The organism is Agrobacterium sp. LEGMi-208b (assembly GCF_059511785.1).
Window position 1 is genome coordinate 546,231 of sequence record NZ_CM183446.1, and the last position, 22,483, is coordinate 568,713.

The following is a 22,483-nucleotide window of genomic DNA, read 5'->3' on the forward strand; positions in this document are numbered from 1 at the left end:
CTTACCACCCTGCCTTCTGGCGCTGGCGGACGAGATGCGGCGGCATCTCGGCGTAGACGCCTTCGAAAATATCCTTTTTCGGCGGTTTTTTGCCCTCATGCAGCGTACCGTGGCTTTCCGCCTCGCGCTGCGCTTCCAGCACCTCGTCGGCGATTTCCGCCTCCGCCTGCCGGTGCCGCTCCTCTGACCAGACGCCGCGCAGGGTGAGGTGCTTCTTCAATCGCAGAACCGGGTCGCCCAAAGGCCATGCCTCGGACTCAGTCTTGGGTCGGTAAGCACTCGGGTCGTCAGAGGTAGAATGGGCACCAACACGATAGGTCACATATTCGATCAGCGTCGGGCCGAGATTGCGGCGCGCCCGCTCCACCGCCCAGCGCGCCACGGCATAAACGGCGAGATAATCATTGCCGTCGACCCTGAGCGCGGGAATACCAAAGCCCAGCCCGCGCGCCGCAAATGTGCCGGAACCACCGCGCGCAATGCCCTGAAAGGTGGAAATCGCCCATTGGTTATTGACGATATTGAGAATGACCGGGGCTTTGTAGGTAGAGGCAAAGACCAGCGCGGAGTGGAAATCCGACTCCGCCGTCGAGCCGTCGCCGATCCACGCAGCCGCAATCTTCGTATCGCCCTTGATGGCCGAGGCCATCGCCCAGCCAACCGCCTGCACATATTGCGTGGCAAGGTTGCCGGAGACAGTAAAGAAGCCGTGCTCCTTGGAGGAGTAGAGAACCGGCAATTGTCGCCCATGCAGCGGGTCGAGCTCGTTGGAATAGATCTGGTTCATCATGGTGACCAGCGGATAATCATCGGCGATCAGCAGCCCGGCCTGCCGGTAGGTCGGGAAATTCATGTCGCCTTTGGAAAGCGCCTTGCGGAAGGCGCAACTGACAGCCTCTTCGCCCAGATGCTGCATGTAAAAAGAGGTCTTGCCCTGCCGCTGCGCCATCAGCATGCGGGCATCGAAAGCCCGAAGCCGCATCATGTTCTTGAGGCCGACCAGCAATTCCTCATCCGAAAGCAGCCCGGCCCACGGTCCGACAGCCTCGCCCTGATGATTGAGGACGCGAATGATCGAATAGGCGAGATCGCGCATGCTTTCCGGTGCGGCGTCCACCTCCGGGCGCGGCACTGAGCCGGCCTTGGGTATCTTCACATTGGAGAAATCCGGCTCCCCGCCGGGCCGCACTGCGGGTTCCGGAACGTGCAGGCTGAGATGTGGCGTTTCGGTTATATCCATTCTACTCCTCCGGCGGGCGCGCACGCCCCACAAATTCCGTCATTCCGGCCTTGAGCCGGAATCCAGCCAACGCGCGTCTGCGCGGCGGGAAGACTTTTCTCAGCCCAAGGACTTGGGCTGGCTGGATTCCGGCTCAAGGCCGGAATGACGGATGTGTTGTTCCTCCAAACACACCCTCAAAGGTTCCGCGCGATCACCATGCGCTGGACATCGCTTGTCCCCTCGTAAATCTGGCAGATGCGCACATCGCGATAGATCCGCTCCACCGGATAATCCGCCATGTAACCGTAACCGCCGTGAATCTGGATGGCGTCCGAGCAGACGCGTTCGGCCATTTCGGACGCGAAGAGTTTCGCCATAGAGGCCTCCGAAAGACAGGCTTCGCCGGCCTCCTTCAGCGCCGCCGCATGCAGCACCAGCTGCCGTGCCGCTTCGATGCGCGTCGCCATATCCGCCAGCCGAAACGCCACCGCCTGATGTTCGAAAATCGCCTGTCCGAAAGCCTTGCGCTCACGGGCATAGTCCCGCGCCGCCTCGAAGGCGGCCTGCGCCATGCCAACGGCCTGCGCGGCGATGCCGATGCGGCCGCCTTCCAGATTGGCAAGCGCGATGCGATACCCCTGCCCCTCTTCGCCCAGCCGCAATTCGGCCGGAACAGCCATATCGGTAAAGGCGATCTGGCAGGTATCGGACGAATGCAGGCCGAGTTTCTCCTCGACCCTGATAACCTCGTAACCCGGCATATCCGTCGGCACGATGAAGGCGGTAATGCCCTTCTTGCCCGCCGCCGCATCGGTAACGGCAAAGACGATGACGACATCGCCATTCTTGCCCGATGTGATGAACTGCTTTGCGCCGTCGAGAATATAACGGTCGCCATCCCGCCGCGCCCGGGTTTTCAGATTGGAGGCATCGGAGCCGGCCTGCGGTTCGGTCAGCGCAAAGCCGCCGATCCATTCGCCGGAAGCGAGTTTCGGCAGGAAGCGCTGCTTCTGCTCCTCGGTCCCAAATTTGAGGATCGGCACGCAGCCGACCGAATTATGCACGCTCATGATGGTGGAACAGGCACCGTCACCGGCGGCGATTTCCTCCAGCGCCAAAGCATAGGCGACGGCACCGGTTTCCGATCCGCCATAATCCTCGGAGACCAGCATACCGAGGAAACCGAGCTCGCCCATTTCCTTCAATTCTTCCTTCGGGAACCGGCTTTCCCGATCACGCGCGGCGGCACCGGGGGCGAGCCGCTCGCGGGCGAAATCGCGGGCCATGTCCCTGATCTGCTGCTGGGCTTCATTCAGGATCATCGCCGCCTCCCCTCAATGCCGCTCGATGCCGAGCGCGGTTGCTTCACCGCCGCCGATGCAGACGGCGGCCACGCCGCGCTTTAGACCGTGGCGCTGCAGGGCGGCCAGCAATGTGACGACGATCCTTGCGCCGGAAGCGCCGATCGGATGGCCGAGCGCGCAGGCGCCGCCATGCACGTTCACCTTCTCATGCGGCAGATCGAGATCGCGCATCGCCGCCATGGCTACGACCGCAAAAGCCTCGTTGATTTCGAACAGATCGACACCGTTTGCCGCCCAGCTGGTCTTATCGAACAGCTTTTTCATCGCGCCGATGGGAGCCGTCGGATATCCGGCGGGTGCATCCGCATGGGAGGCCTGACCGATAATGCTTGCCAGCGGCGACAGGCCCCGCCTTTCCGCTTCCGATCTGCGCATGAGAACAAGAGCGGCCGCACCATCGGAAATCGAGCTGGAATTGGCCGCCGTCACTGTTCCGCCATCGCGGAAAGCGGGTTTCAGCTGCGGGATTTTTTCCGGCTTTGCCTTGCCCGGCTGCTCGTCCACGGCAACATCGCCAACAGGCGCGATTTCCGCCTCGAAGACACCTTCTGCTATGGCGCGTCGCGCCCGTTCCAGCGAGGTCAGCGCATAATCATCCTGCATGGCACGCGTGAACTGATAAGCTTCAGCACAATCTTCCGCAAAGCTACCCATCAGCCGGCCCTTGTCATAGGCGTCTTCGAGGCCATCGAGAAACATATGATCGGTGAGCTTGCCGTGGCCGAGACGATAACCGTTGCGGGCGCGGTCCAGCAGATAGGGCGCATTGCTCATGCTTTCCATGCCGCCCGCAATTACGACGGAAGAGCTTCCCGCTGCAATCTGGTCATGCGCCAGCATGATCGCCTTCATGCCGGAACCGCACATCTTGTTGATGGTCGTCGCACCGATCGTGTTAGGAATTCCGGCGGCAATCGCCGCCTGCCTGGCCGGAGCCTGCCCCTGCCCGGCGGTGAGCACACAGCCCATCAGCACATCGTCAATATCGGAAACCGGAACCGCAGCGCGTTCGACGGCCGCACGGATCGCCGCCGCTCCGAGATCGGGCGCGGCCACCGATTTGAATTCGCCCTGGAACCCACCCATAGCAGTACGGGCGGCCCCGACGATCACGACAGGGTCATGCACAGCCAAATTCACCTCCCTTTGATCGCCCTCCCGCTTGAAAGAACGACCACAGCCGCGATCTCCTCCAGACCGCGACTGATGTGAACGCTATCACTATCTCGAATTCATTTCAAAGCTATTTTGATTGACAGTTTTTTGATTGGCGATATCTTTGATCCAACAAATAGTCATATCATAGAGCAAATGATCCATGATTGAGCTCGACAGTTTCGACCGGAAGATTCTGCATGTGCTCGGCGATGAGGGGCGGGTGAGCTGGCGCGATCTCGCGGCCCGCATCGGCCTTTCCTTCACGCCAACGCTGCGCCGGGTGCGCAAGCTGGAAGAGGAAGGCATCATTCGCGGTTATACCGCCGTGTTCGATGAGAACCGGCTGCTCGGCAATATGGGCGTCTTCATCTCCGTCACGCTGGAACGGCAGATCAAGGAAGCGCTGACGACCTTCGAACACCATGTCGCTTCCATTCCCGAAGTCGTGGGCGGTTACCAGACGAGCGGCAGTTCGGATTATCTGATCCACGCCATGGTGCGGGATCTGCCCCATTATCAGGAGCTTCTGGATTTCCTGACCACGGTTCCCGGTGTGTCGCGCATCCAGTCCAATTTCGCCATCAAGACATTCGTGCGCCGTTCCGCCGCCTTCACCGGAAGTGACGCGCCATAAATCAGGCTTGCCGGCACGGAGGAGGTGCCGGCTGCTGGACAAAAGGGACGGCGGCAAGGGCCGTCCGGAGGAGGAGACGCGATGAGTTTGAACCTCGCCGCTATTTTCGATGCCGACCTCGGCCCGGAAATCGCAGCATTGCGCGACAGCGCCAGTGCATTCGCCGACGATAAAATTGCGCCGCTGGCGGCGGAGATCGACCGCGAAGACCGCTTCCCGCGCAAGCTCTGGCCGGAAATGGGCCAGCTCGGCCTGCACGGCATCACCGTTTCGGAAGAGTTCGGCGGTGCTGACATGGGTTATCTCGCCCATTGCGTGGCGATGGAGGAAATAAGCCGGGCTTCCGCTTCCATCGGCCTTTCCTATGGCGCCCATTCAAACCTCTGCATCAACCAGATCCACCGCTGGGGAACGCAAGAGCAGAAGCACAGATATCTGCCGAAATTGGTCTCGGGCGAACATGTCGGTTCACTCGCCATGAGCGAGACGGAAGCCGGATCCGATGTCGTCTCGATGCGGCTGAAGGCGGAGCGCAAGGGCGACCGCTACGTGCTGAACGGCGCGAAAATGTGGATCACCAATGGCCATGAGGCCGATACGCTGGTGGTCTACGCCAAGACGGATATGTCCGCCGGTGCGCGCGGCATCACCGCCTTCCTGATCGAGAAAGGCTTCAAGGGGTTTCGCCCGGCCCAGAAACTCGACAAGCTCGGCATGCGCGGCTCCCCCACGTCGGAACTGGTATTCGAGGATTGCGAGGTGCCGGAGGAAAACATCCTCGGACGCCTGAACGACGGCGTGACGGTGCTGATGAGCGGGCTGGATTACGAGCGCGCCGTGCTCTCCGCCGGCCCTGTTGGCATCATGCAGGCTGCTATCGATCTGGTGCTACCCTATGCCCGTGAGCGCAAGCAGTTCGGCAAGCCGATCGGCGAATTCCAGCTGGTGCAGGGCAAGCTCGCCGATATTTATTCGGCCATGAATGCATCCCGCGCCTATGTTTATGCCGTGGCCCGGGCCTGCGACAACGGCCGCATCACAAGGCAGGATGCGGCCGGCGCGATCCTCTTCGCCGCCGAGCGCGCCACGCAGGTTGCACTGGACGCGATCCAGCTTCTCGGTGGCTCCGGCTATGTCAATGAAAGCCCGGCCGGACGGCTGCTGCGCGATGCCAAACTCTATGAAATCGGGGCCGGCACCAGCGAAATCCGCCGGATGCTGATCGGCCGCGAATTGGTCAAAGGCAACGGGTGAGGAATGCGATGAAGCTAACATCCAGCCTGAACCGCGATCCCGCCTTCAACGCCAATGTCGATTTCATGTCGGGTCTCGTGGACGACCTGCGTCAGCACGTCGAAAAAATCTCCAGAGGCGGCGGCGACAAGGCCCGCGAGCGGCATCTTTCCCGCGGCAAATTGCTGGCGCGCGACCGCATCGAGGCGCTTCTCGATCCCGGCAGCGCGTTTCTCGAATTATCGCAATTTGCGGCCTATGAGGTCTATGACGAACCCGTTCCGGCCGCCGGCATCGTCACCGGAATCGGCCGGGTCGCGGGCCGCGAATGCGTGATCGTCGCCAATGATGCGACGGTGAAAGGCGGCACCTATTATCCGCTGACGGTGAAGAAACATCTGCGCGCGCAGGAGATCGCCACGGAGAACCGCCTGCCCTGCATCTACCTCGTGGATTCCGGCGGCGCGAACCTGCCCAATCAGGATGAGGTGTTTCCCGACCGCGATCATTTCGGCCGCATCTTTTATAATCAGGCCAATATGTCGGCGCAGGGCATCGCCCAGATCGCCGTCGTGATGGGAAGCTGCACGGCGGGCGGGGCCTATGTGCCTGCGATGAGCGACCAGTCCGTCATCGTCAAAAATCAGGGCACGATCTTTCTCGGCGGCCCGCCTTTGGTGAAGGCCGCGACCGGCGAGGTGGTAAGCGCGGAGGATCTCGGTGGTGCGGATGTACATTCGCGGCAATCCGGCGTCACCGATCATTACGCCCGCGATGACCGCCATGCGCTGGCGCTGACCCGGCGGATCGTCTCCACGCTCAACCGCCGTAAACAGGTGGAGCTGGATATTCGCGAACCTGCTGAGCCGCTTTATCCGGCAGAAGAACTCTACGGCATCGTTCCCGCCGATACGCGCAAACCCTTCGAGGTGCGGGAGATCATCGCCCGTCTGGTGGATGGTTCCGAATTCGATGAGTTCAAGGCGCTTTACGGCACGACGCTGGTCTGCGGTTTTGCCCATATCCACGGTTATCCCGTCGGCATCATCGCCAATAACGGTATCCTGTTTTCGGAATCGGCGCTCAAAGGCGCGCATTTCATCGAGCTCTGCTGCCAGCGCGGCATTCCCCTGGTCTTCCTGCAAAACATCACCGGCTTCATGGTCGGCAAGGCCTATGAGGCGGGTGGCATCGCCAAGGATGGCGCCAAGCTCGTCACCGCTGTCGCATCGGCCAAAGTGCCGAAATTCACCGTCATCATCGGCGGCTCCTTCGGCGCCGGCAATTATGGCATGTGCGGCCGCGCCTATTCCCCACGCTTTTTATGGATGTGGCCCAATGCCCGCATTTCGGTTATGGGCGGCGAACAGGCGGCTTCCGTGCTGGCGCAAATCCGCCGCGACGGCATCGAGGCCGATGGCCGTCACTGGTCGAAGGAAGGCGAAGAGGCCTTCAAACAGCCGATCCGCGAAAAATACGAGCGGGAGGGCCATCCCTATTATGCCAGCGCGCGGTTATGGGACGATGGCATCATCGACCCGAAGGATACTCGCCTGGTGCTCGGCCTCGGGCTTTCCGCCGCGCTCAATGCGCCGATAGAACCCACCCGTTTTGGCCTGTTCAGGATGTGAGGCGACGATGTTCTCGAAAATACTGATCGCCAACAGGGGCGAAATCGCCTGCCGCATCATCCGCACCGCCACCCAGATGGGCATCCGTACCGTCGCGGTCTATTCGGATGCGGACCGCGACGCCATGCATGTGGCGCTGGCCGATGAAGCCATCGCCATCGGCCCGGCACCGGCGCGCGCCTCCTATCTCGATGGCGAAAAGATCATCGCTGCGGCACGGGCGAGCGGCGCGGAGGCCATCCATCCGGGCTATGGCTTTCTCTCCGAAAATGCTGCTTTTGCCGAGGCCTGCGCCGCGGCCGGCCTCGTTTTCATCGGCCCGCCACCGCAAGCGATCCGCGCCATGGGCGGAAAAAGCGAAGCGAAGGCATTGATGGCGAAAGCGGGTGTTCCCATCGTGCCGGGCTATCACGGCGACGAACAGTCCGAAAAGCGGCTGGCGAATGAGGCGGACAAGATCGGTTATCCGGTGCTGCTGAAGGCCTCGGCCGGCGGCGGCGGCAAGGGCATGCGCGTCGTGCGGAAAAAACGTGAATTTTCGACAGAGCTTGCCGGCGCCAAACGCGAAGCCTTGGCCGCTTTTGGCAATGACCGCATGCTGATCGAAAAATACCTCGAACGTCCGCGCCATGTGGAAGTGCAGGTCTTTGCCGATGGCCAGGGCAATTGTGTTTCGCTGTTCGAACGCGACTGCTCGATCCAGCGCCGGCACCAGAAGGTCATAGAGGAGGCCCCTGCCCCCGGTCTGCCCGACGCCTTGCGGCAACGCATGTATGAAGCGGCCATCGCTGCCGCCCGCGCCATCGATTATCGCGGCGCGGGAACGGTGGAGTTCCTGTTCGACCCTTCCGGCGACTTCTATTTCATGGAAATGAATACGAGGCTTCAGGTCGAACATCCGGTGACGGAATATATTACCGGCCTCGATCTGGTCGAATGGCAAATCCGCGTCGCGAATGGCGAGGCCCTGCCGGAAAACTGGGCCGATCTCAGCATGAACGGTCACGCCATCGAGGCGCGGATCTACGCCGAAGACCCGGCCCATGATTTTTTGCCCTCGATCGGCACGGTCAGCCATCTCGTTTTCCCGGATGAAGGTTCTCACCTCCGGATAGACAGCGGCATCCGCGCTGGCGACGCCATTACCGTGCATTACGATCCGATGATTGCCAAGCTGATCGTCTGGGATCGTGACCGTCCCTCCGCCGTGCAGCGTCTGCGGCTGGCTCTGGAAAAACTGGCGATCAGCGGCGTCACCAGCAATGCCGCCTTTCTGATGCGGCTTGCGGGATTGGACGCTTTCGCGAATGCCGATCTCGACACAGGCTTCATAGCCCGCAACGACGCCACGCTTTTTGCCCCGGCCCCGATGGGCGGGAACGAGATAGCCATGGCCGCACTTGGCCTGCTTCTGTCGCGGCAGAAAAACGGAAAGGCAGGTTCATGGCCAAAGGCCGATTCCTATAGCCCATGGAACACGGCAGCCGCCTTCCGCCTCAATGCGCCGGCGCGGGAAACGCTGTATTTCGTTCTTGAGAACCAGCCGCTTGACGTCGGCGTCACGCATGCGGCGGACGGTTTTTCACTGGAGATCGACGGACGGACGATCAGCGTCCGCGGCGGTCTCTCGGATGACGGCCAATTCCGTGCGAGCGTGGAAGACAGGAAAAGGCAAGGCTATTTCTTTGCAGAAGAGGGCGGTTACGCGCTTTTCCTCAATGGCGCGCATTATCGCATCAGCCAGCCGGACCCCGTCGACATCGAGGATTCCTCCACCCACACCGGCGGCCTGGAAGCACCCATGCCCGGCATTATCCGCGCTTTGCTCAGCCGCGATGGCGCTGCGGTTGAAGCCGGCGAGGCGCTTGTGGTGATGGAAGCGATGAAAATGGAACACACGATCCGCGCGCCGGCGAAAGGCACCGTCACGGCCGTCAATTGCGCCGAAGGCGACATGGTCGCGGCCGGTGCGGTGCTGGTGGATTTCGAGCCGGAGGGTGGCTGAGATGCGCTGGCCAAGAGCGGTAAAAATCGTCGAAGTGGGTGCGCGTGACGGACTGCAGAACGAAAACAGTGAGGTCCCAACCGCCATCAAGATCGAGCTGATCGAACGGCTGGCCGCAGCCGGATTGTCGGCAGTCGAAGCGGGGGCTTTCGTCTCACCCAAAAAAGTGCCGCAAATGTCGGGTTCGAGGCAAGTGTTTCAGGGCCTCGAACGGCGATCCGGCACCGCCTATCCGGTGCTCGTTCCCAACATGAAAGGTTTCGAGACCGCCCTCGAAGCCGGCGTCACGGAAATTGCCGTTTTCGTGTCCGCATCCGAAGGTTTCAGCCAGCACAATATCGGCTGCTCACGCGCCGAAAGCCTTCAGCGCCTGCACGATGTCGCGTCAGCCGCGGCTGACCGAAACATCCTTATGCGCGGTTACGTCTCCTGCATTGCCGGCTGCCCCTATGACGGCGCGGTCGCACCCGCTGGGGTGACAGCCATGGCCGAGGCGCTGATCGCGCTTGGCTGTTACGAAATTTCGCTCGGCGATACGATCGGCGTCGGCACAGCCGGCCAGATTCGCGATCTCATCCAACATATATCGGCCCGCATTCCCCGTACAAAACTCGCCATGCATTTCCACGATACCTATGGGCAGGGCGTCGCCAATGTGCTGGCCTCGCTGGAGGAAGGTATCTCCGTCTTCGACAGTTCCGTCGCCGGGCTGGGCGGCTGCCCCTTCGCGCCGGGCGCCAGCGGCAATGTCGCAACGGAAGACGTTATCTACCTGCTGCAGGGGCTTGGCATCGAAACCGGTGTCGACCTGATGGCCGTGGCGAAGACCGGAGACTGGATCAGCCGGCATCTCGGCAGACCGAATGCGGCCCGCGCGGGGAAAGCGCTGCTTGCCGCAAAACTGGAGGGTGACGTGCATGGCGGATGAGTTGCTGAACGAAAGACGCAAGGACGTTCTCTGGCTGACGCTCAACCGGCCGGAGGTTCACAATGCCCTGAATGCCGCGATGACGGATGCCCTGACGAAGGCCATCCGCACGGCATCCGGCAATAGCGGCCTGCGCGCGGTGGTGATAACGGCCGCGGGGGATCGCAGTTTCTGTTCCGGGGCGGATCTCAAGGAAAGCGCTGGCGGCATGTTTCTCTCACGAAACGGAACCAACCCTATCGCCGATGTGATGCGCGCCATCGAGGACTGCGACAAGCCCGTCATCGCCCGCATCAATGGTCGGGTTCTCGCCGGCGGAATGGGCCTCGTCGCCGCCTGTGATCTCGCCTATGCCGCCGATCACGCCGAATTCGGCCTGCCGGAAGTCCGCGTCGGACTTTTCCCGGCCATGGTGGCGGCGAAACTTCTGGCGAAAATGCCGCTGACCCGACTTCAGGAAATGGCCTATCTCGGCCAGCCGGTGAGCGCCGTGGAAGCCGGGCGTTTCGGCCTCGTCAATCGGGCCGTCCCGTCGGCCGAACTCGATGACGCGATCGAGGATGTTCTCGCCCGGCTGCGGCAGAATGCGCCGGGCGCCATCGCGGCGGGAAAGGCGGCCTTGCTGAAGATGCGCGACATGCCATCCACCGAACGGCTCGCCTTTGCCGAGAGCGTCATCGCCACGATTGGCAGCGGCAACGAGGCACGGGAGGGGCGATTGGCCTTTTCCGAAAAAAGGAAGCCGCTCTGGGTGGAATGATCGCCGCCATTCCTGTCCGGCACCGGTTTTCCCGGAAGTCGTCCTGGGGTCAATCGATATAATCCCGAAGCCTCCGTTGACCCCGTTGGGCAAATCGCGTTCTATCCAGCACCTTTCGCCGGACGGCGATCGGGGGAGCCGGAGGAGACCCATGCATCTTGTAAAAACCGTTGCCGAATTGCGGGATGTCACCGCGGCCTTTCGCCGTGCGGGCAAAACCATCGGCTTCGTTCCCACCATGGGCTTTCTCCACATCGGCCATCTTACGCTCGTTGCCCGATCCAAGGCCGAAAACGACGTGACGGTGGTTTCGATCTTCGTCAACCCGCTGCAATTCGGCGCAAATGAGGATTTGGCCCGTTACCCGCGCGATCTCGCCCGGGATAGCGCGCTTCTCGAAGAGGCAGGTGTCGACATTCTTTTCGCGCCGGAAGTTTCCGAAATGTATCCGCGCCCGATGCAGACCGTGGTGGATGTGCCCGAACTGGGCAGCCAATTGGAAGGTGCGGTCCGGCCTGGGCATTTCGCCGGCGTTACGACCGTCGTGACCAAACTTTTTAACCTCGTCCAGCCGGATGCCGCCTATTTCGGCGAAAAAGACTATCAGCAGGTGACGCTGATCCGCCGCATGGTCGAGGATCTCGCCCAGCCGGTCAGGGTCGTTCCCGTCGCCACGGTGCGCGAGGCGGACGGGCTCGCCTGTTCCTCGCGCAATGTCTATCTGAGCCCCGCGGAACGCGCCGCCGCCGTGATCGTGCCGCGCGCGCTGGATGAGGCGGAACGGCTTTATGGTGAAGGTTTCTACGACCCCGCCGCATTCGAGGCGGCCATGACAAAATTCATCGCAGCCGAGCCGCTGGCCGCACCGGAAGTCGTTGCCGTGCGCGACCCAGATACACTCGCCCCCGTCGCTTCATTGCAGGCGGGGCCTGTGCTGGTGGCGTTGTTCGTCAGGGTCGGCAGCACACGGCTGCTCGACAACAGAGTCATCGGCCGTGGCAAAAGTGATAAAAGGGAGGCAGCCCGATGAGCGCCCATGCAAAACACAAGCGGCTGACGACAGCCTCCATCCGGCAGATGAAAGGCGAGGCGCGCATCGTCTGCCTCACCGCCTATACGACGCCCATCGCTCGCCTGCTCGATCCACATTGCGATCTGTTGCTGGTCGGTGATTCCCTCGGCATGGTGCTTTACGGCATGGACACGACGGTCGGCGTCACGCTGGACATGATGATCGCCCATGGCCGCGCCGTCATGCGCGGCGTCGAACACGCCTGTGTCATCGTCGATCTTCCCTTCGGCACCTATCAGGAATCGAAGGAACAGGCCTTCCGCAATGCGGTGCGGCTGATGCAGGAAACCGGCTGCGACGGCGTGAAGCTTGAGGGTGGCGAGGAAATGGCCGAGACCATCGCCTTTCTGGTGGCCCGCGGCATCCCCGTCTTCGGCCATGTGGGCCTGATGCCGCAGCTGGTCCATACCGCCGGCGGCTTCCGCTCGCTCGGACATTCGGATGCGGAAACGCAAAAGATCTGGCGCGACGCGATTGCGGTGGATCAGGCGGGCGCCTTCGCCATCGTGGTGGAAGGCACCGTCGAGCCGCTGGCCCGCGAATTAACCGAAAAACTCACAGTACCGACGATTGGCATCGGGGCATCACCGGCCTGCGACGGGCAGGTGCTGGTTTCAGACGACATGCTCGGCCTGTTTTCCGATTTCAAACCGAAATTCGTGAAACGCTACGCCGATCTCGGCACGGCGGCTTCAGAAGCGGCGGCGGCTTATGCTGATGAGGTGCGCTCCGGTGCATTTCCAGGGCCGGAGCATACGTTTCAGGTGCGCAAGCCGTCCCGTCCTGGGGGCGAGAAGGCTTGACCGGACCCCGATGGCAGCCTTACCTGAACCTCTCCTCCGTCATCCTCGGGCTTGACCCGAGGATCCATGGCGCAACGGGTGGTGGATCCTCGGGTCAAGCCCGAGGATGACGGCGGAGAGGTTCAGGCGATGACATCAGCTATCTCCGCCTGCTCTCAGCCTTTGCATACCTCATAAATCAAACGACTAAACAATACCCCCGCTACCACCAACCGAAGCCGGCCGTTCCGCCGCGACCTGCTTGCGATAGCCGCTCGCACGATAAGTCGCGACCGGATCGATCGCACCACCTGCCTGTTGCCGAGCCTGCGCAAGGATAGGTTCGACATCGGTGCGATAGGCGCGCTTCAGCATGTCGGTCGCCATCAGCGCATCATTATCCTGCTGGTAACCGTCGAGAGCGATGCGATCCACCAGCAGCGCCTGCGCATAGGCGCGGCGGATTTCGTTGGCGCTCGAGATCAGGCTTTCGATCGGGTCCGTCACATTGTGCGACTGGTCGATCATATGGGCGGGATGGAAACCCTTCACGCCCCGATGCTCGGCATCCACCAGTTCGTTGAAGACGAGGAACAGGCGGTAGGGCTCGATGGAACCGGCATCCAGATCGTCATCGCCATATTTGCTGTCATTGAAATGGAAACCGCCGAGCTTGCCGAACTGAATGAGCCGGGCGACGATCATTTCGATATTGGTGTTGGGCGCATGGTGGCCGAGATCGACGAGGCAGAAGGCCTTTTCGCCGAGCGTATTGGCGATGAGGTAATTGGTGCCCCAGTCCTGCACCACGGTGGAATAAAAGGCCGGCTCGTACATCTTGTGTTCGGAAAAGATGCGCCAGTCATCCGGCAGCGCCTTGTAGATATCGGCCATGGCGGCGAGATAACGCTCGAAACTTCTGGTGAAATTGTTCTGGCCGGGGAAGTTCGAACCATCGCCCACCCACACCGTCAGCGCCCTGGAGCCGATGGCCTTGCCGATTTCGATACATTCAATATTGTGCTCGACCGCCTGCCGGCGTGTCGCGGCGTCGGTGTGGCTGAGCGAACCGTATTTGTAGGAATGGCTCTGGTCCGGTGCATCGGAGAAGGTATTGGAATTCATGGCGTCGAAGCCCAGGCCCAGCGCATCGGCATGGGCCTTCAGCCGTTTCGGGTCCTGCTTGTCCCACGGGATATGCAGGGAGACGTTCGGCGTGGCGCGCGTGAGCTGGTTGATGACGGCGCAATCGTCGAGCTTGTCGAAAATGCCGCGCGGCTCGCCCTCACCCGGAAAGCGGGCAAAACGGGTGCCGCCGGTGCCGACACCCCAGGAGGGTACGGCGACGAAAAATTGCGCCACCTTGGCCGTGATGGCGTCGATGTCGATATTGCGGCGCGCCAGCTGGTTGCCCAGCGCCTGGTAATCGTCCTTCAGCGCGCCGGCGCGTTTGTCGTTTTCGGCCGCGACCAGATCGGCGGCGATTTTCGTCTCGGTCATCTTTTCCTCCCCGGACACCAATCCGTTGCATGCTGTTCCTAACGGCCCTCTCGTCCGCCATTCCGGCCTTGAGCCGGAATCCAGTCGACGCGCGTCTGCGCGGCGAGAAGGACTCCTTTCAGCCCAAAGACTTGGGCTGGCTGGATTCCGGCTCAAGGCCGGAATGACGGAAGAAGGGACGCGGCCACTTACCAAAGCATCGCGTCTTCTTTTATGTTCGGCATCGACCGAAATTCCTACCGCGTAAAACTCTGCGCATTACCGGCGTCAACATTGATGATGTTGCCGGTGGACTTGGCGGAAGCATCGGACGCCAGGAAGTAAATCGCCTCGGCAATATCTTCCGGGAAGACGTTGAGCTTCAGCATCGAGCGCTTGCGGTAATGTTCCTCGAGATCCGTCACCTCGATCTTGGAAGAGGCCGCACGCTGCTCGCGCCACTCGCCGTTCCAGATTTTCGAACCGCGCAGCACGGCATCGGGATTGACGGTGTTGACACGAATGCCCGCCTCCGCCCCTTCGAGCGCGAGGCAACGGGCCAGATGAATTTCCGCGGCCTTCGCCGTGCAGTAGGCAGAGGCATTGGGAGAGGATGCAAGACCGTTCTTGGAGGCGACGAAGACCACGTTGCCTCCAAGATTCTGACGCCGCAACAGCCGGAACGCCTCCCGCGAGACGAGGAAATAACCCGTCGCGAGAATGTCGATATTCTTGTTCCACATGGCAAGCGTCGTGTCTTCCACCGGCGCGGAAGAGGCGATGCCGGCATTGGAGACCAGAATATCCACACCGCCGAATTCCACGCTCGCTTCCGCGAAGGCTGAAATGACCGCATCTTCCTGCGTCACATCAAGCTTGACGGTACGCACCGCGTCAGCGCTGTAACGCTTGACGAAATCGCCACTGGCGGCTTCCAGCGCCGTTTCGTCAATATCGGCCAGCACCACGCAGGCGCCCTCGCCCGCCAGCCGTTCCGCCGTTGCCCGGCCGATGCCGCCTGCACCGCCCGTGACGAATGCCACCCGCCCGGCAAGGCTCTTCGGCTTCGGCATGCGCTGCAGCTTCGCCTCTTCCAGCAGCCAATATTCGATATCGAAGGCTTCCTGTTCGGGCAGACCCTGATATTCGGACACGGTGGACGCACCGCGCATGACGTTGATGGCGTTGACGTAAAATTCGCCGGCGATGCGGGCCGTGGCCTTGTCCTTGGCAAAGGACAACATGCCGACGCCGGGAATCAGGAAAATCACCGGGTTCGGGTCGCGCATCTTTGGCGAATTATCGTGGCGGCAGGTCTCGTAATAACGGGAGTAATCCGCGCGGTAATCCTCCAGCGCCTTGTCGAGCTTGGCCGTCAGCGCATCCACATCGGGATTTGCGGTATCGAGATCGAGAATCAGCGGACGGATTTTCGTGCGTAGGAAATGGTCGGGGCAGGACGTGCCGAGGTTCCCAAGCGGCTTCAGGTTCTTCGAATTGACGAATTCCAGAACCGCATCCTGATCGTCGAAATGGCCGAGCTTGCGCTCCTCGCGACCGATGCGGCCACGGATTTCAGGCATCAGCCGGGCGGCAATGGCGCGGCGTTCGCCCGCCGGCAGGCTTTGGGCTGCGGCACCGCCGAAAATCGTCTTGCCTTCGGTCTCAGCCGCAAACCATTCGATCGCCTTGTTGATGATGGCGAGCGTCAGTTCGTAGCAAGCCTTGGCATCATTATCCCAGGTGAACAGGCCGTGGCTTTCCAGCACGACGCCCTTGGCCCTGGGATTGGCCTTGACGAAAGCCTCGAGATCGAGACCGAGCTGGAAACCGGGGCGGCGCCAGGGCAGCCAGCCAATGTCATCGCCGAAGATCCGCTGCGTCAGTTCTTTCGAATTCTTCGAGGCGGCAATGGCGATGATCGCATCGGGATGCATGTGGTCGACATGATCATAGGGCACGAAACCGTGCAGCGGCGTATCGATGGAGGCGGCGCGCGGGTTGAGGTTGAAGGTGCAATGCGGCAGGAAGCCGACCATGCGGTCCTCATCCTCGACACCCCTGTAAATGCCCTTCAGTGCTTCCAGCTTGTCGAGATAAAGTGTGGCAAAACCATCGAGCTTGATGGTGCCGACATCGCCGCCGGAGCCTTTCACCCACATGACCCGGACCTTCTCGCCCGTCAGCGGATCGGTCTCAAACACCTTGGCCGATGTATTTCCACCGCCATAATTGGTGATGCGCTTGTCCGCACCCAAGAGATTGGAGCGATAAAGCAGCTTGCCCGGCTCATCGAGCGTTTTGGCATAGGCATCGTCCCAACGGCTTTCGAGAAGGCGGGATGTTCCCGTCATGTCTTCCTCCCAATATCTGTCTGCATTCGCGGAGCCGATACCGGCCCGCCTCCTTTGATGGCAGGTATCGCGCATCCAAAAGCACAATGTCAATCAAAAACGATCATAAATTTTCATGTTGCAGCGCGATATTGATTAATTTGATCGTTCTTGATTGACAACGTAAAGAGATTGCGAATAATCACGGTCAGGAGGACCCCATGCACGAACGCGAACGCCATCGCATCATCTTGAGCGCCACACAGGAAAAAGCTGTCGTGACGGTGCAGGATATTGCCGAACTGACGGATGCGTCGGAAGCGACGATCCGCAGGGATATCGCGTCTTTGCATGTTCAGGGAAAGTTGCGGCGCGTGCGCGGCGGGGCGGAAGCGGTGCATCCGCCGCAGCTCGGCAATCTCGCAGCCCGCCCGTTCCGCGTTTCCGAATCAGTCAATATCGACAAGAAACGCGCAATTGCGCGCAAGGCGGTCGATCTCTGCAATGACGGCGACGCGATCATCCTGAATGGCGGCACGACCACTTTCCAGATGGTGCATTACATGGCGGCGCGCCGCCTGCAGGTGATGACCAATTCCTTCGCGATTGCCGAGCATCTGGTCAAGCATTCCAAGTGCAATGTCAGCGTGCCGGGCGGCGCGATCTATCGCGATCAGAGCCTCATCCTGTCGCCTTTCGAGAATGATGCGATCCGCAATTTTTATGCGCGGCGTATTTTTCTCGGCGCGCAGGGCGTGGGCGCGCTCGGCATCATGGAATCCGACGCGCTGGTCATCCAGAGCGAACAAAAGCTGATGCGACAGGCCGAAGAGCTGATCGTGATGGTCGATTCCTCGAAATTCAGAAAACGATCCAGCCTGATTTTATGCCCGCTCGAAAACGTCACCACCATCATCACCGATGACGGGATTTCGGATGAGGCGGCGAGGATGGTGGAAAATGCCGGCGTCGAATTGCTGATCGCCGGCGCAGCGGGGGATGGCAAGACGGCCGCCCCGCCGGATGAAGAGGATTCTTCTTCGGTCGCCTGAGGAGCACCGGAGGGAAAAACAAGGTTCAAAACGGGAGGAAAAGGGACATGAAACTTACACGCAGAACATTGACGAGCGTTCTGGCGCTTGGCGCGGCGCTCTCAGTAGCAGGACTGGGCAGCGTTGCCCATGCCGCCGACGTGAAGATCGCGCTGGTGGTCAAATCGCTCGGCAACGGCTTTTTCGAAGCCGCCAACAAGGGCGCGCAGGAGGCCGCAAAGGACCTCGGCGGCGTCGAGATCATCTATACCGGCCCGACCAGCACCACGGCGGAAGGCCAGATCGAAGTCATCAATTCGCTGATCGCGCAGGGTGTCGATGCCATCGCCATTTCCGCCAATGACCCCGACGCCGTGGTTCCGGCGCTGAAAAAGGCGGCGCAGCGCGGCATCAAGGTCATTTCCTGGGATTCCGGCGTCGCGCCCGAAGGCCGCATTCTCCAGCTCAACCCCTCGTCCAATGCGCTGATCGGCAAGATGTGCCTGCAGCTCGCCGCATCGCATCTGGAAGGTGGAAAGGGCGATTTCGCCATTCTTTCGGCCACCACCACCTCCACGAACCAGAATATCTGGATCGACGAGATGAAGAAACAGCTGAAGGACTTCCCAGGCCTCAACCTCGTCACGACCGTTTACGGTGACGACCTTGCCGACAAGAGCTACCGCGAAGCGCAGGGCCTGCTCTCCTCGCAGCCGAATGTGAAGGTCATCGTTGCACCGACGACGGTTGGCGTTCTCGCCGCCTCGCAGGCCGTGAAGGATGCGGGCAAGATCGGTCAGGTCTATGTGACCGGCCTTGGCCTGCCGTCTGAAATGGCCGGCGCCATCAAATCAGGTGCCACCAAGGAATTCGCCATCTGGAACCCGATCGACCTCGGCTATTCCGCCACCCAGATCGCCTATCGCCTCGTGAAGGGTGAAACCGATGGCAAGCCGGGCTCGGAAATCGAGGCGGGCCGCATGGGCAAGATCAAGGTTGGCGAAAACAGCGAAGCGGCGATGGCCGATCCGTTTGTTTATGACGCGAAGAATATCGATCAGTTCTCGAAGATTTTTTGATCCGAGTAGTTGCTGACGGCGGGCGGAGGGCACCCCCCTCTGCCCTGCCGGGCATCTCCCCCTCAAGGGGGGAGATCGATATGCCGCACCCACTCGATCCATAGGCAGGGTGCCATCCGCTTGCCGATCTCCCCCCTTGAGGGGGAGATGCCCGGCAGGGCAGAGGGGGGTGCCCCTCGCCGCTCCAATCAAACTGACCGGTAAGACCTGATGATGCGTGCTGAAACCCAAACTTTAAATATCACAGAGGCTTCGAGCGCCACGCCCATCCTCGAAATGCGCGGCATCAGCCAGATATTCCCCGGCGTCAAAGCACTGGATGGCGTCGATATCGCGCTTTATCCCGGCAAGGTCACCGCGCTGATCGGCGAGAACGGTGCGGGAAAATCCACGCTGGTCAAAATCCTCACCGGCATCTATCGCCCGAACGAGGGTGAAATCCTGCTGGATGGCAAGGCCGTGACGTTTCATAGCGCGCAGGATGCCATCGATGCCGGCGTGACAGCCATTCATCAGGAAACCGTCCTGTTCGATGAGCTTTCGGTCGGCGAGAACATCTTCCTCGGCCATGCGCCCAAAGGCCGCTTCGGCCTGATCGACTGGAAGACGATCAACACGCGCGCGAGGGTTCTGCTGGAACAGCTGGAAAGCACCATCGATCCCTCCATCCGGCTGAAAGACCTGTCGATTGCCCAGCGCCATCTCGTGGCCATAGCCCGGGCGCTTTCAGTCGAAGCACGGATCGTCATCATGGACGAGCCGACGGCCGCCCTGTCCCGCAAGGAGATCGACGATCTCTTCCGCATCGTCGAAAACCTGAAGCGGCAGGGCAAGGCCATCCTCTTCATCAGCCACAAGTTCGATGAAGTCTATGAAATCGCCGAGAATTATGCGGTGTTCCGGGACGGCAGGATGGTCGGCGCCGGCACGCTTGCCACCACACCGCAGGATGAGATCGTGCGGCTCATGGTTGGCCGCGATGTGACGAACGCCTTTCCCAAGCAGGAGGTCACACTCGGCCCGACGGTTCTTTCGGTGCGCGATTATTCGCACCAGACGGAGTTTCGCGATATTTCGCTCGAGTTGCGCAAGGGCGAAATTCTTGGCCTTTACGGGCTGATCGGCGCCGGCCGCTCCGAACTCTGCCAGTCGCTATTCGGCATTACGCGGCCAGCTTCAGGGCAGGTCACGCTGGAAGGCCAGCCGCTCACCGTCCGTTCGCCGGAGGACGCGATCCGCGCCGGCATCGTTTATGTGCCGGAAGAGCGCGGCCGCCACGGTCTGGCGCTGGACATGCCGATCTATCAGAACATGTCGCTGCCTTCCCTCACCCGCACCTCGCGCAAGGGGTTTCTGGCCGCCGCCAATGAATTCGCGCTGGCGCGCAAATATGCCTCGCGGCTCGACCTTCGCGCCGCCGCGCTTTCGGTGCCGGTCGGCACGCTTTCAGGCGGCAACCAGCAGAAGGTGGTGATCGGCAAGTGGCTCGCCACCCAGCCGAAGGTCATCATTCTCGACGAGCCGACCAAGGGCATCGATATCGGCTCCAAGGCCGCCGTGCACGGCTTCATCAGCGAACTTGCGGCCGAAGGCCTGTCGATCATCATGATTTCATCCGAACTTCCCGAAATCCTCGGCATGTCCGACCGGGCCATCGTCATGCGCGAAGGCCTGATGGCAGGCCAGTTCGAACGCGCCGATTTTTCTCCGGAAAAGCTGGTGCGCGCCGCCACCGGCAATGCCTGAGAGGGGCCACGAACATGCAACGTCTACTCAAAAATCGCGAATGGCTGCTGGCGGGCATCATCCTCATCATGATCGCCGGTTTTGCGCTGCGCGCACCCGGTTTCGGCCGGCCCGGCAATCTCGTCAATATTTTCAATGACACCTCCATCCTCATCATTCTGGCGCTTGGCCAGATGGCGGTCATTCTCACCAAATCCATCGATCTTTCGGTTGCCGCCAATCTCGCCTTCACCGGCATGGCCGTGGCGATGACCAATGCCGCCTTTCCGGGCATTCCGCTGCCGCTTCTCATCGTCATGGCGGTCGGCATCGGCGCGTTTCTGGGTTCCCTCAATGGCATTCTGGTCTGGTGGCTCGGCATTCCTCCCATCGTCGTCACGCTCGGCACGCTCACCATCTATCGCGGCATGGCCTTCGTGCTGTCGGGCGGCGGCTGGGTGAATGCGCACCAGCTTTCGCCCACCTTCCTCAACGTGCCGCGCACCGTGATCCTCGGCATGCCGGTTCTTTCCTGGGTGGCGATCCTCATCATCGCCGGCGCCTGGCTGGTGCTTACCCGTACATCCTTCGGCCGCGCGGCCTATGCGTCGGGCGGTAATCCGGGTGCGGCGGTCTATGCCGGTATCGATGTCGGCCGCACCCGCTTTTTCGCCTTCGTGCTCTCAGGCGCGCTCGCCGGTCTCGCCAGCTATCTCTGGGTGTCGCGTTATGCCGTCGCTTATGTGGATATCGCCGCCGGTTTCGAACTGGACAGCGTGGCGGCCAATGTGATCGGCGGCATCTCGATTGCCGGTGGCATCGGCTCGGTGGCCGGCGCCGTGCTCGGCGCACTGTTCCTCGGTGTCATCAAGAATGCCCTGCCCGTCATCGGCATTTCGCCCTTCGCGCAGATGGCGATATCAGGCGTGGTCATCGTGCTCGCCGTCGTCTTCAACGCCCGCGCCGAAGCGAGAAAGGGCCGTATCATTCTGCGTGACCGCGCAGCAAGCGATCAGGCCAAGGAGGCCGCAGCATGAGCACGAGTTCTCAACCGACGCAGGCTTCGCGCATCATCCCCGACAGGCTCGGCACATCGCTCAGCCGCACCATGGCCAGCTGGGAAGTGCTGCTGCTGGGTGTTGCGATCCTCATCTTCATCGCCAATTCGCTCGCCTCGCCCTATTTTCTCAATGCCTGGAACCTCTCGGACGCGACCTTCAATTTCACGGAAAAGGCGATCATCGCCTTCGCCATGGCGCTTCTGATCATCGCCGGCGAAATCGATCTGTCCGTCGCCGCCATCATCGCGCTCGCCTCCACCGCCATGGGTGCCGCGGTACAGATGGGGGTCGGCACGCCGGGCCTCGTCGCCATCGGCATCGGCACCGGGCTTTTGTGCGGGGCGTTCAACGGCTTTCTGGTGGCGGGACTGAAACTGCCGTCCATCGTCGTCACCATCGGCACGATGAGCCTGTTTCGCGGCATTTCCTACATGGTGCTGGGCGATCAGGCCTATGGCAAATACCCGGCCGATTTCGCCTATTTCGGCCAGGGTTACGTGATCTCCGTCATCTCCTTCGAGTTCGTGCTGTTCATCGTCATGGCCATCCTCTTCGCCATTCTGCTGCACGCCACCAATTTCGGCCGGCAGGTCTATGTGATCGGCACCAACCCCTTCGCCGCGCGCTTCTCCGGCATTCCCGTCGAACGGGTGAAATTCATCCTCTTTCTCTTGACCGGCCTGATGAGCGGCATCGCCGCCGTCTGCCTCACCTCGCGGCTCGGCTCCACGCGTCCGTCCATCGCTCAAGGATGGGAACTTGAGGTGGTGACCATGGTGGTGCTGGGCGGTGTGTCGATCCTCGGCGGTTCCGGAACCATCGCGGGCGTCGTTATCGCCGCCTTCGTCATGGGTCTCGTCACTTTCGGGCTCGGTCTTCTGAACGTGCCAGGCATTGTCATGTCGATCTTCGTCGGCCTGCTGCTGATCATTACCATCGCCATCCCCATCGTCGTTCGCCGCCTTCGCGCCATGAGAAACTGAGCC

The 22,483-nt window shown here is 61.2% G+C and carries 18 protein-coding genes; 13 read left to right on the plus strand and 5 right to left on the minus strand.

Annotated elements, in window-relative coordinates:
• Position 1 precedes the first annotated feature (1 nt).
• The 3 genes from AC5YUO_RS17215 to AC5YUO_RS17225 all read right to left on the minus strand — a co-directional run bounded on the left by AC5YUO_RS17215 (position 2) and on the right by AC5YUO_RS17225 (position 3,672).
• Positions 2–1,240 (minus strand): 3-methyl-2-oxobutanoate dehydrogenase (2-methylpropanoyl-transferring) subunit alpha, encoded by a 1,239-nt coding sequence (locus AC5YUO_RS17215; protein ID WP_496156097.1) that lies wholly within the window; start codon positions 1,238–1,240, stop codon positions 2–4.
• 176 nt (positions 1,241–1,416) lie between these two features.
• Positions 1,417–2,544: an acyl-CoA dehydrogenase family protein gene (locus tag AC5YUO_RS17220; protein ID WP_496156098.1), complete on the minus strand. Its 1,128-nt coding sequence runs from the start codon at positions 2,542–2,544 to the stop codon at positions 1,417–1,419.
• Between the two features lie 12 nt (positions 2,545–2,556).
• Complete coding sequence (locus tag AC5YUO_RS17225; RefSeq protein WP_496156512.1) at positions 2,557–3,672, minus strand: acetyl-CoA C-acyltransferase; 1,116 nt, start codon at positions 3,670–3,672, stop codon at positions 2,557–2,559.
• Between the two features lie 232 nt (positions 3,673–3,904).
• Between AC5YUO_RS17225 and AC5YUO_RS17230 the strand changes: the two genes are divergently transcribed.
• The 8 genes from AC5YUO_RS17230 to panB all read left to right on the plus strand — a co-directional run bounded on the left by AC5YUO_RS17230 (position 3,905) and on the right by panB (position 12,810).
• On the plus strand, positions 3,905–4,378 hold the full coding sequence (locus AC5YUO_RS17230; RefSeq protein ID WP_496156099.1) for an Lrp/AsnC family transcriptional regulator: 474 nt from the start codon (positions 3,905–3,907) through the stop codon (positions 4,376–4,378).
• 81 nt (positions 4,379–4,459) lie between these two features.
• Complete coding sequence (locus AC5YUO_RS17235; RefSeq protein ID WP_496156100.1) at positions 4,460–5,632, plus strand: isovaleryl-CoA dehydrogenase; 1,173 nt, start codon at positions 4,460–4,462, stop codon at positions 5,630–5,632.
• An 8-nt stretch (positions 5,633–5,640) separates the two neighbouring features.
• Positions 5,641–7,242 (plus strand): carboxyl transferase domain-containing protein, encoded by a 1,602-nt coding sequence (locus AC5YUO_RS17240; RefSeq protein WP_496156101.1) that lies wholly within the window; start codon positions 5,641–5,643, stop codon positions 7,240–7,242.
• 7 nt (positions 7,243–7,249) lie between these two features.
• Complete coding sequence (locus AC5YUO_RS17245) at positions 7,250–9,247, plus strand: acetyl/propionyl/methylcrotonyl-CoA carboxylase subunit alpha (protein ID WP_496156102.1); 1,998 nt, start codon at positions 7,250–7,252, stop codon at positions 9,245–9,247.
• 1 nt (position 9,248) lies between these two features.
• Positions 9,249–10,175 (plus strand): hydroxymethylglutaryl-CoA lyase, encoded by a 927-nt coding sequence (locus AC5YUO_RS17250; RefSeq protein ID WP_496156103.1) that lies wholly within the window; start codon positions 9,249–9,251, stop codon positions 10,173–10,175.
• Positions 10,165–10,935 carry an enoyl-CoA hydratase-related protein gene (locus AC5YUO_RS17255; RefSeq protein ID WP_496156104.1) on the plus strand — a complete coding sequence of 257 codons (771 nt, stop codon included), beginning with the start codon at positions 10,165–10,167 and terminating at the stop codon, positions 10,933–10,935. Before AC5YUO_RS17250 ends, AC5YUO_RS17255 begins: the two co-directional genes overlap by 11 nt.
• Before the next feature lie 151 nt (positions 10,936–11,086).
• Positions 11,087–11,965 carry a pantoate--beta-alanine ligase gene (gene panC / locus AC5YUO_RS17260; RefSeq protein ID WP_496156105.1) on the plus strand — a complete coding sequence of 293 codons (879 nt, stop codon included), beginning with the start codon at positions 11,087–11,089 and terminating at the stop codon, positions 11,963–11,965.
• Positions 11,962–12,810, plus strand: a complete 849-nt coding sequence (panB, locus tag AC5YUO_RS17265) for a 3-methyl-2-oxobutanoate hydroxymethyltransferase (protein ID WP_496156106.1) — start codon at positions 11,962–11,964, stop codon at positions 12,808–12,810. Before panC ends, panB begins: the two co-directional genes overlap by 4 nt.
• Positions 12,811–12,996: 186 nt before the next feature.
• Here the strand turns inward: panB and rhaI are convergent, their stop codons facing one another.
• The gene (rhaI, locus tag AC5YUO_RS17270) at positions 12,997–14,289 is read right to left on the minus strand and encodes an L-rhamnose catabolism isomerase (RefSeq protein ID WP_496156107.1); all 1,293 of its coding nucleotides are present in this window, start codon (positions 14,287–14,289) and stop codon (positions 12,997–12,999) included.
• A gap of 236 nt (positions 14,290–14,525) precedes the next feature.
• The gene (locus AC5YUO_RS17275; RefSeq protein WP_496156108.1) at positions 14,526–16,622 is read right to left on the minus strand and encodes a bifunctional rhamnulose-1-phosphate aldolase/short-chain dehydrogenase; all 2,097 of its coding nucleotides are present in this window, start codon (positions 16,620–16,622) and stop codon (positions 14,526–14,528) included.
• Between the two features lie 200 nt (positions 16,623–16,822).
• Here AC5YUO_RS17275 and AC5YUO_RS17280 point away from each other — a divergent pair, with 200 nt between their 5' ends.
• The 5 genes from AC5YUO_RS17280 to AC5YUO_RS17300 all read left to right on the plus strand — a co-directional run bounded on the left by AC5YUO_RS17280 (position 16,823) and on the right by AC5YUO_RS17300 (position 22,480).
• On the plus strand, positions 16,823–17,653 hold the full coding sequence (locus AC5YUO_RS17280; protein WP_400812936.1) for a DeoR/GlpR family DNA-binding transcription regulator: 831 nt from the start codon (positions 16,823–16,825) through the stop codon (positions 17,651–17,653).
• A gap of 47 nt (positions 17,654–17,700) precedes the next feature.
• Positions 17,701–18,711 carry a rhamnose ABC transporter substrate-binding protein gene (gene rhaS, locus AC5YUO_RS17285; protein WP_496156109.1) on the plus strand — a complete coding sequence of 337 codons (1,011 nt, stop codon included), beginning with the start codon at positions 17,701–17,703 and terminating at the stop codon, positions 18,709–18,711.
• Between the two features lie 210 nt (positions 18,712–18,921).
• Positions 18,922–20,457: a sugar ABC transporter ATP-binding protein gene (locus AC5YUO_RS17290; RefSeq protein WP_496156110.1), complete on the plus strand. Its 1,536-nt coding sequence runs from the start codon at positions 18,922–18,924 to the stop codon at positions 20,455–20,457.
• Between the two features lie 14 nt (positions 20,458–20,471).
• A complete protein-coding gene (locus AC5YUO_RS17295) occupies positions 20,472–21,473 on the plus strand; it encodes an ABC transporter permease (RefSeq protein WP_496156111.1) in 1,002 nt (333 codons plus the stop codon).
• Positions 21,470–22,480 (plus strand): ABC transporter permease, encoded by a 1,011-nt coding sequence (locus tag AC5YUO_RS17300; protein WP_496156112.1) that lies wholly within the window; start codon positions 21,470–21,472, stop codon positions 22,478–22,480. The genes AC5YUO_RS17295 and AC5YUO_RS17300 overlap by 4 nt, the downstream gene beginning before the upstream one ends.
• The last annotated feature ends 3 nt before the right edge of the window (positions 22,481–22,483 follow it).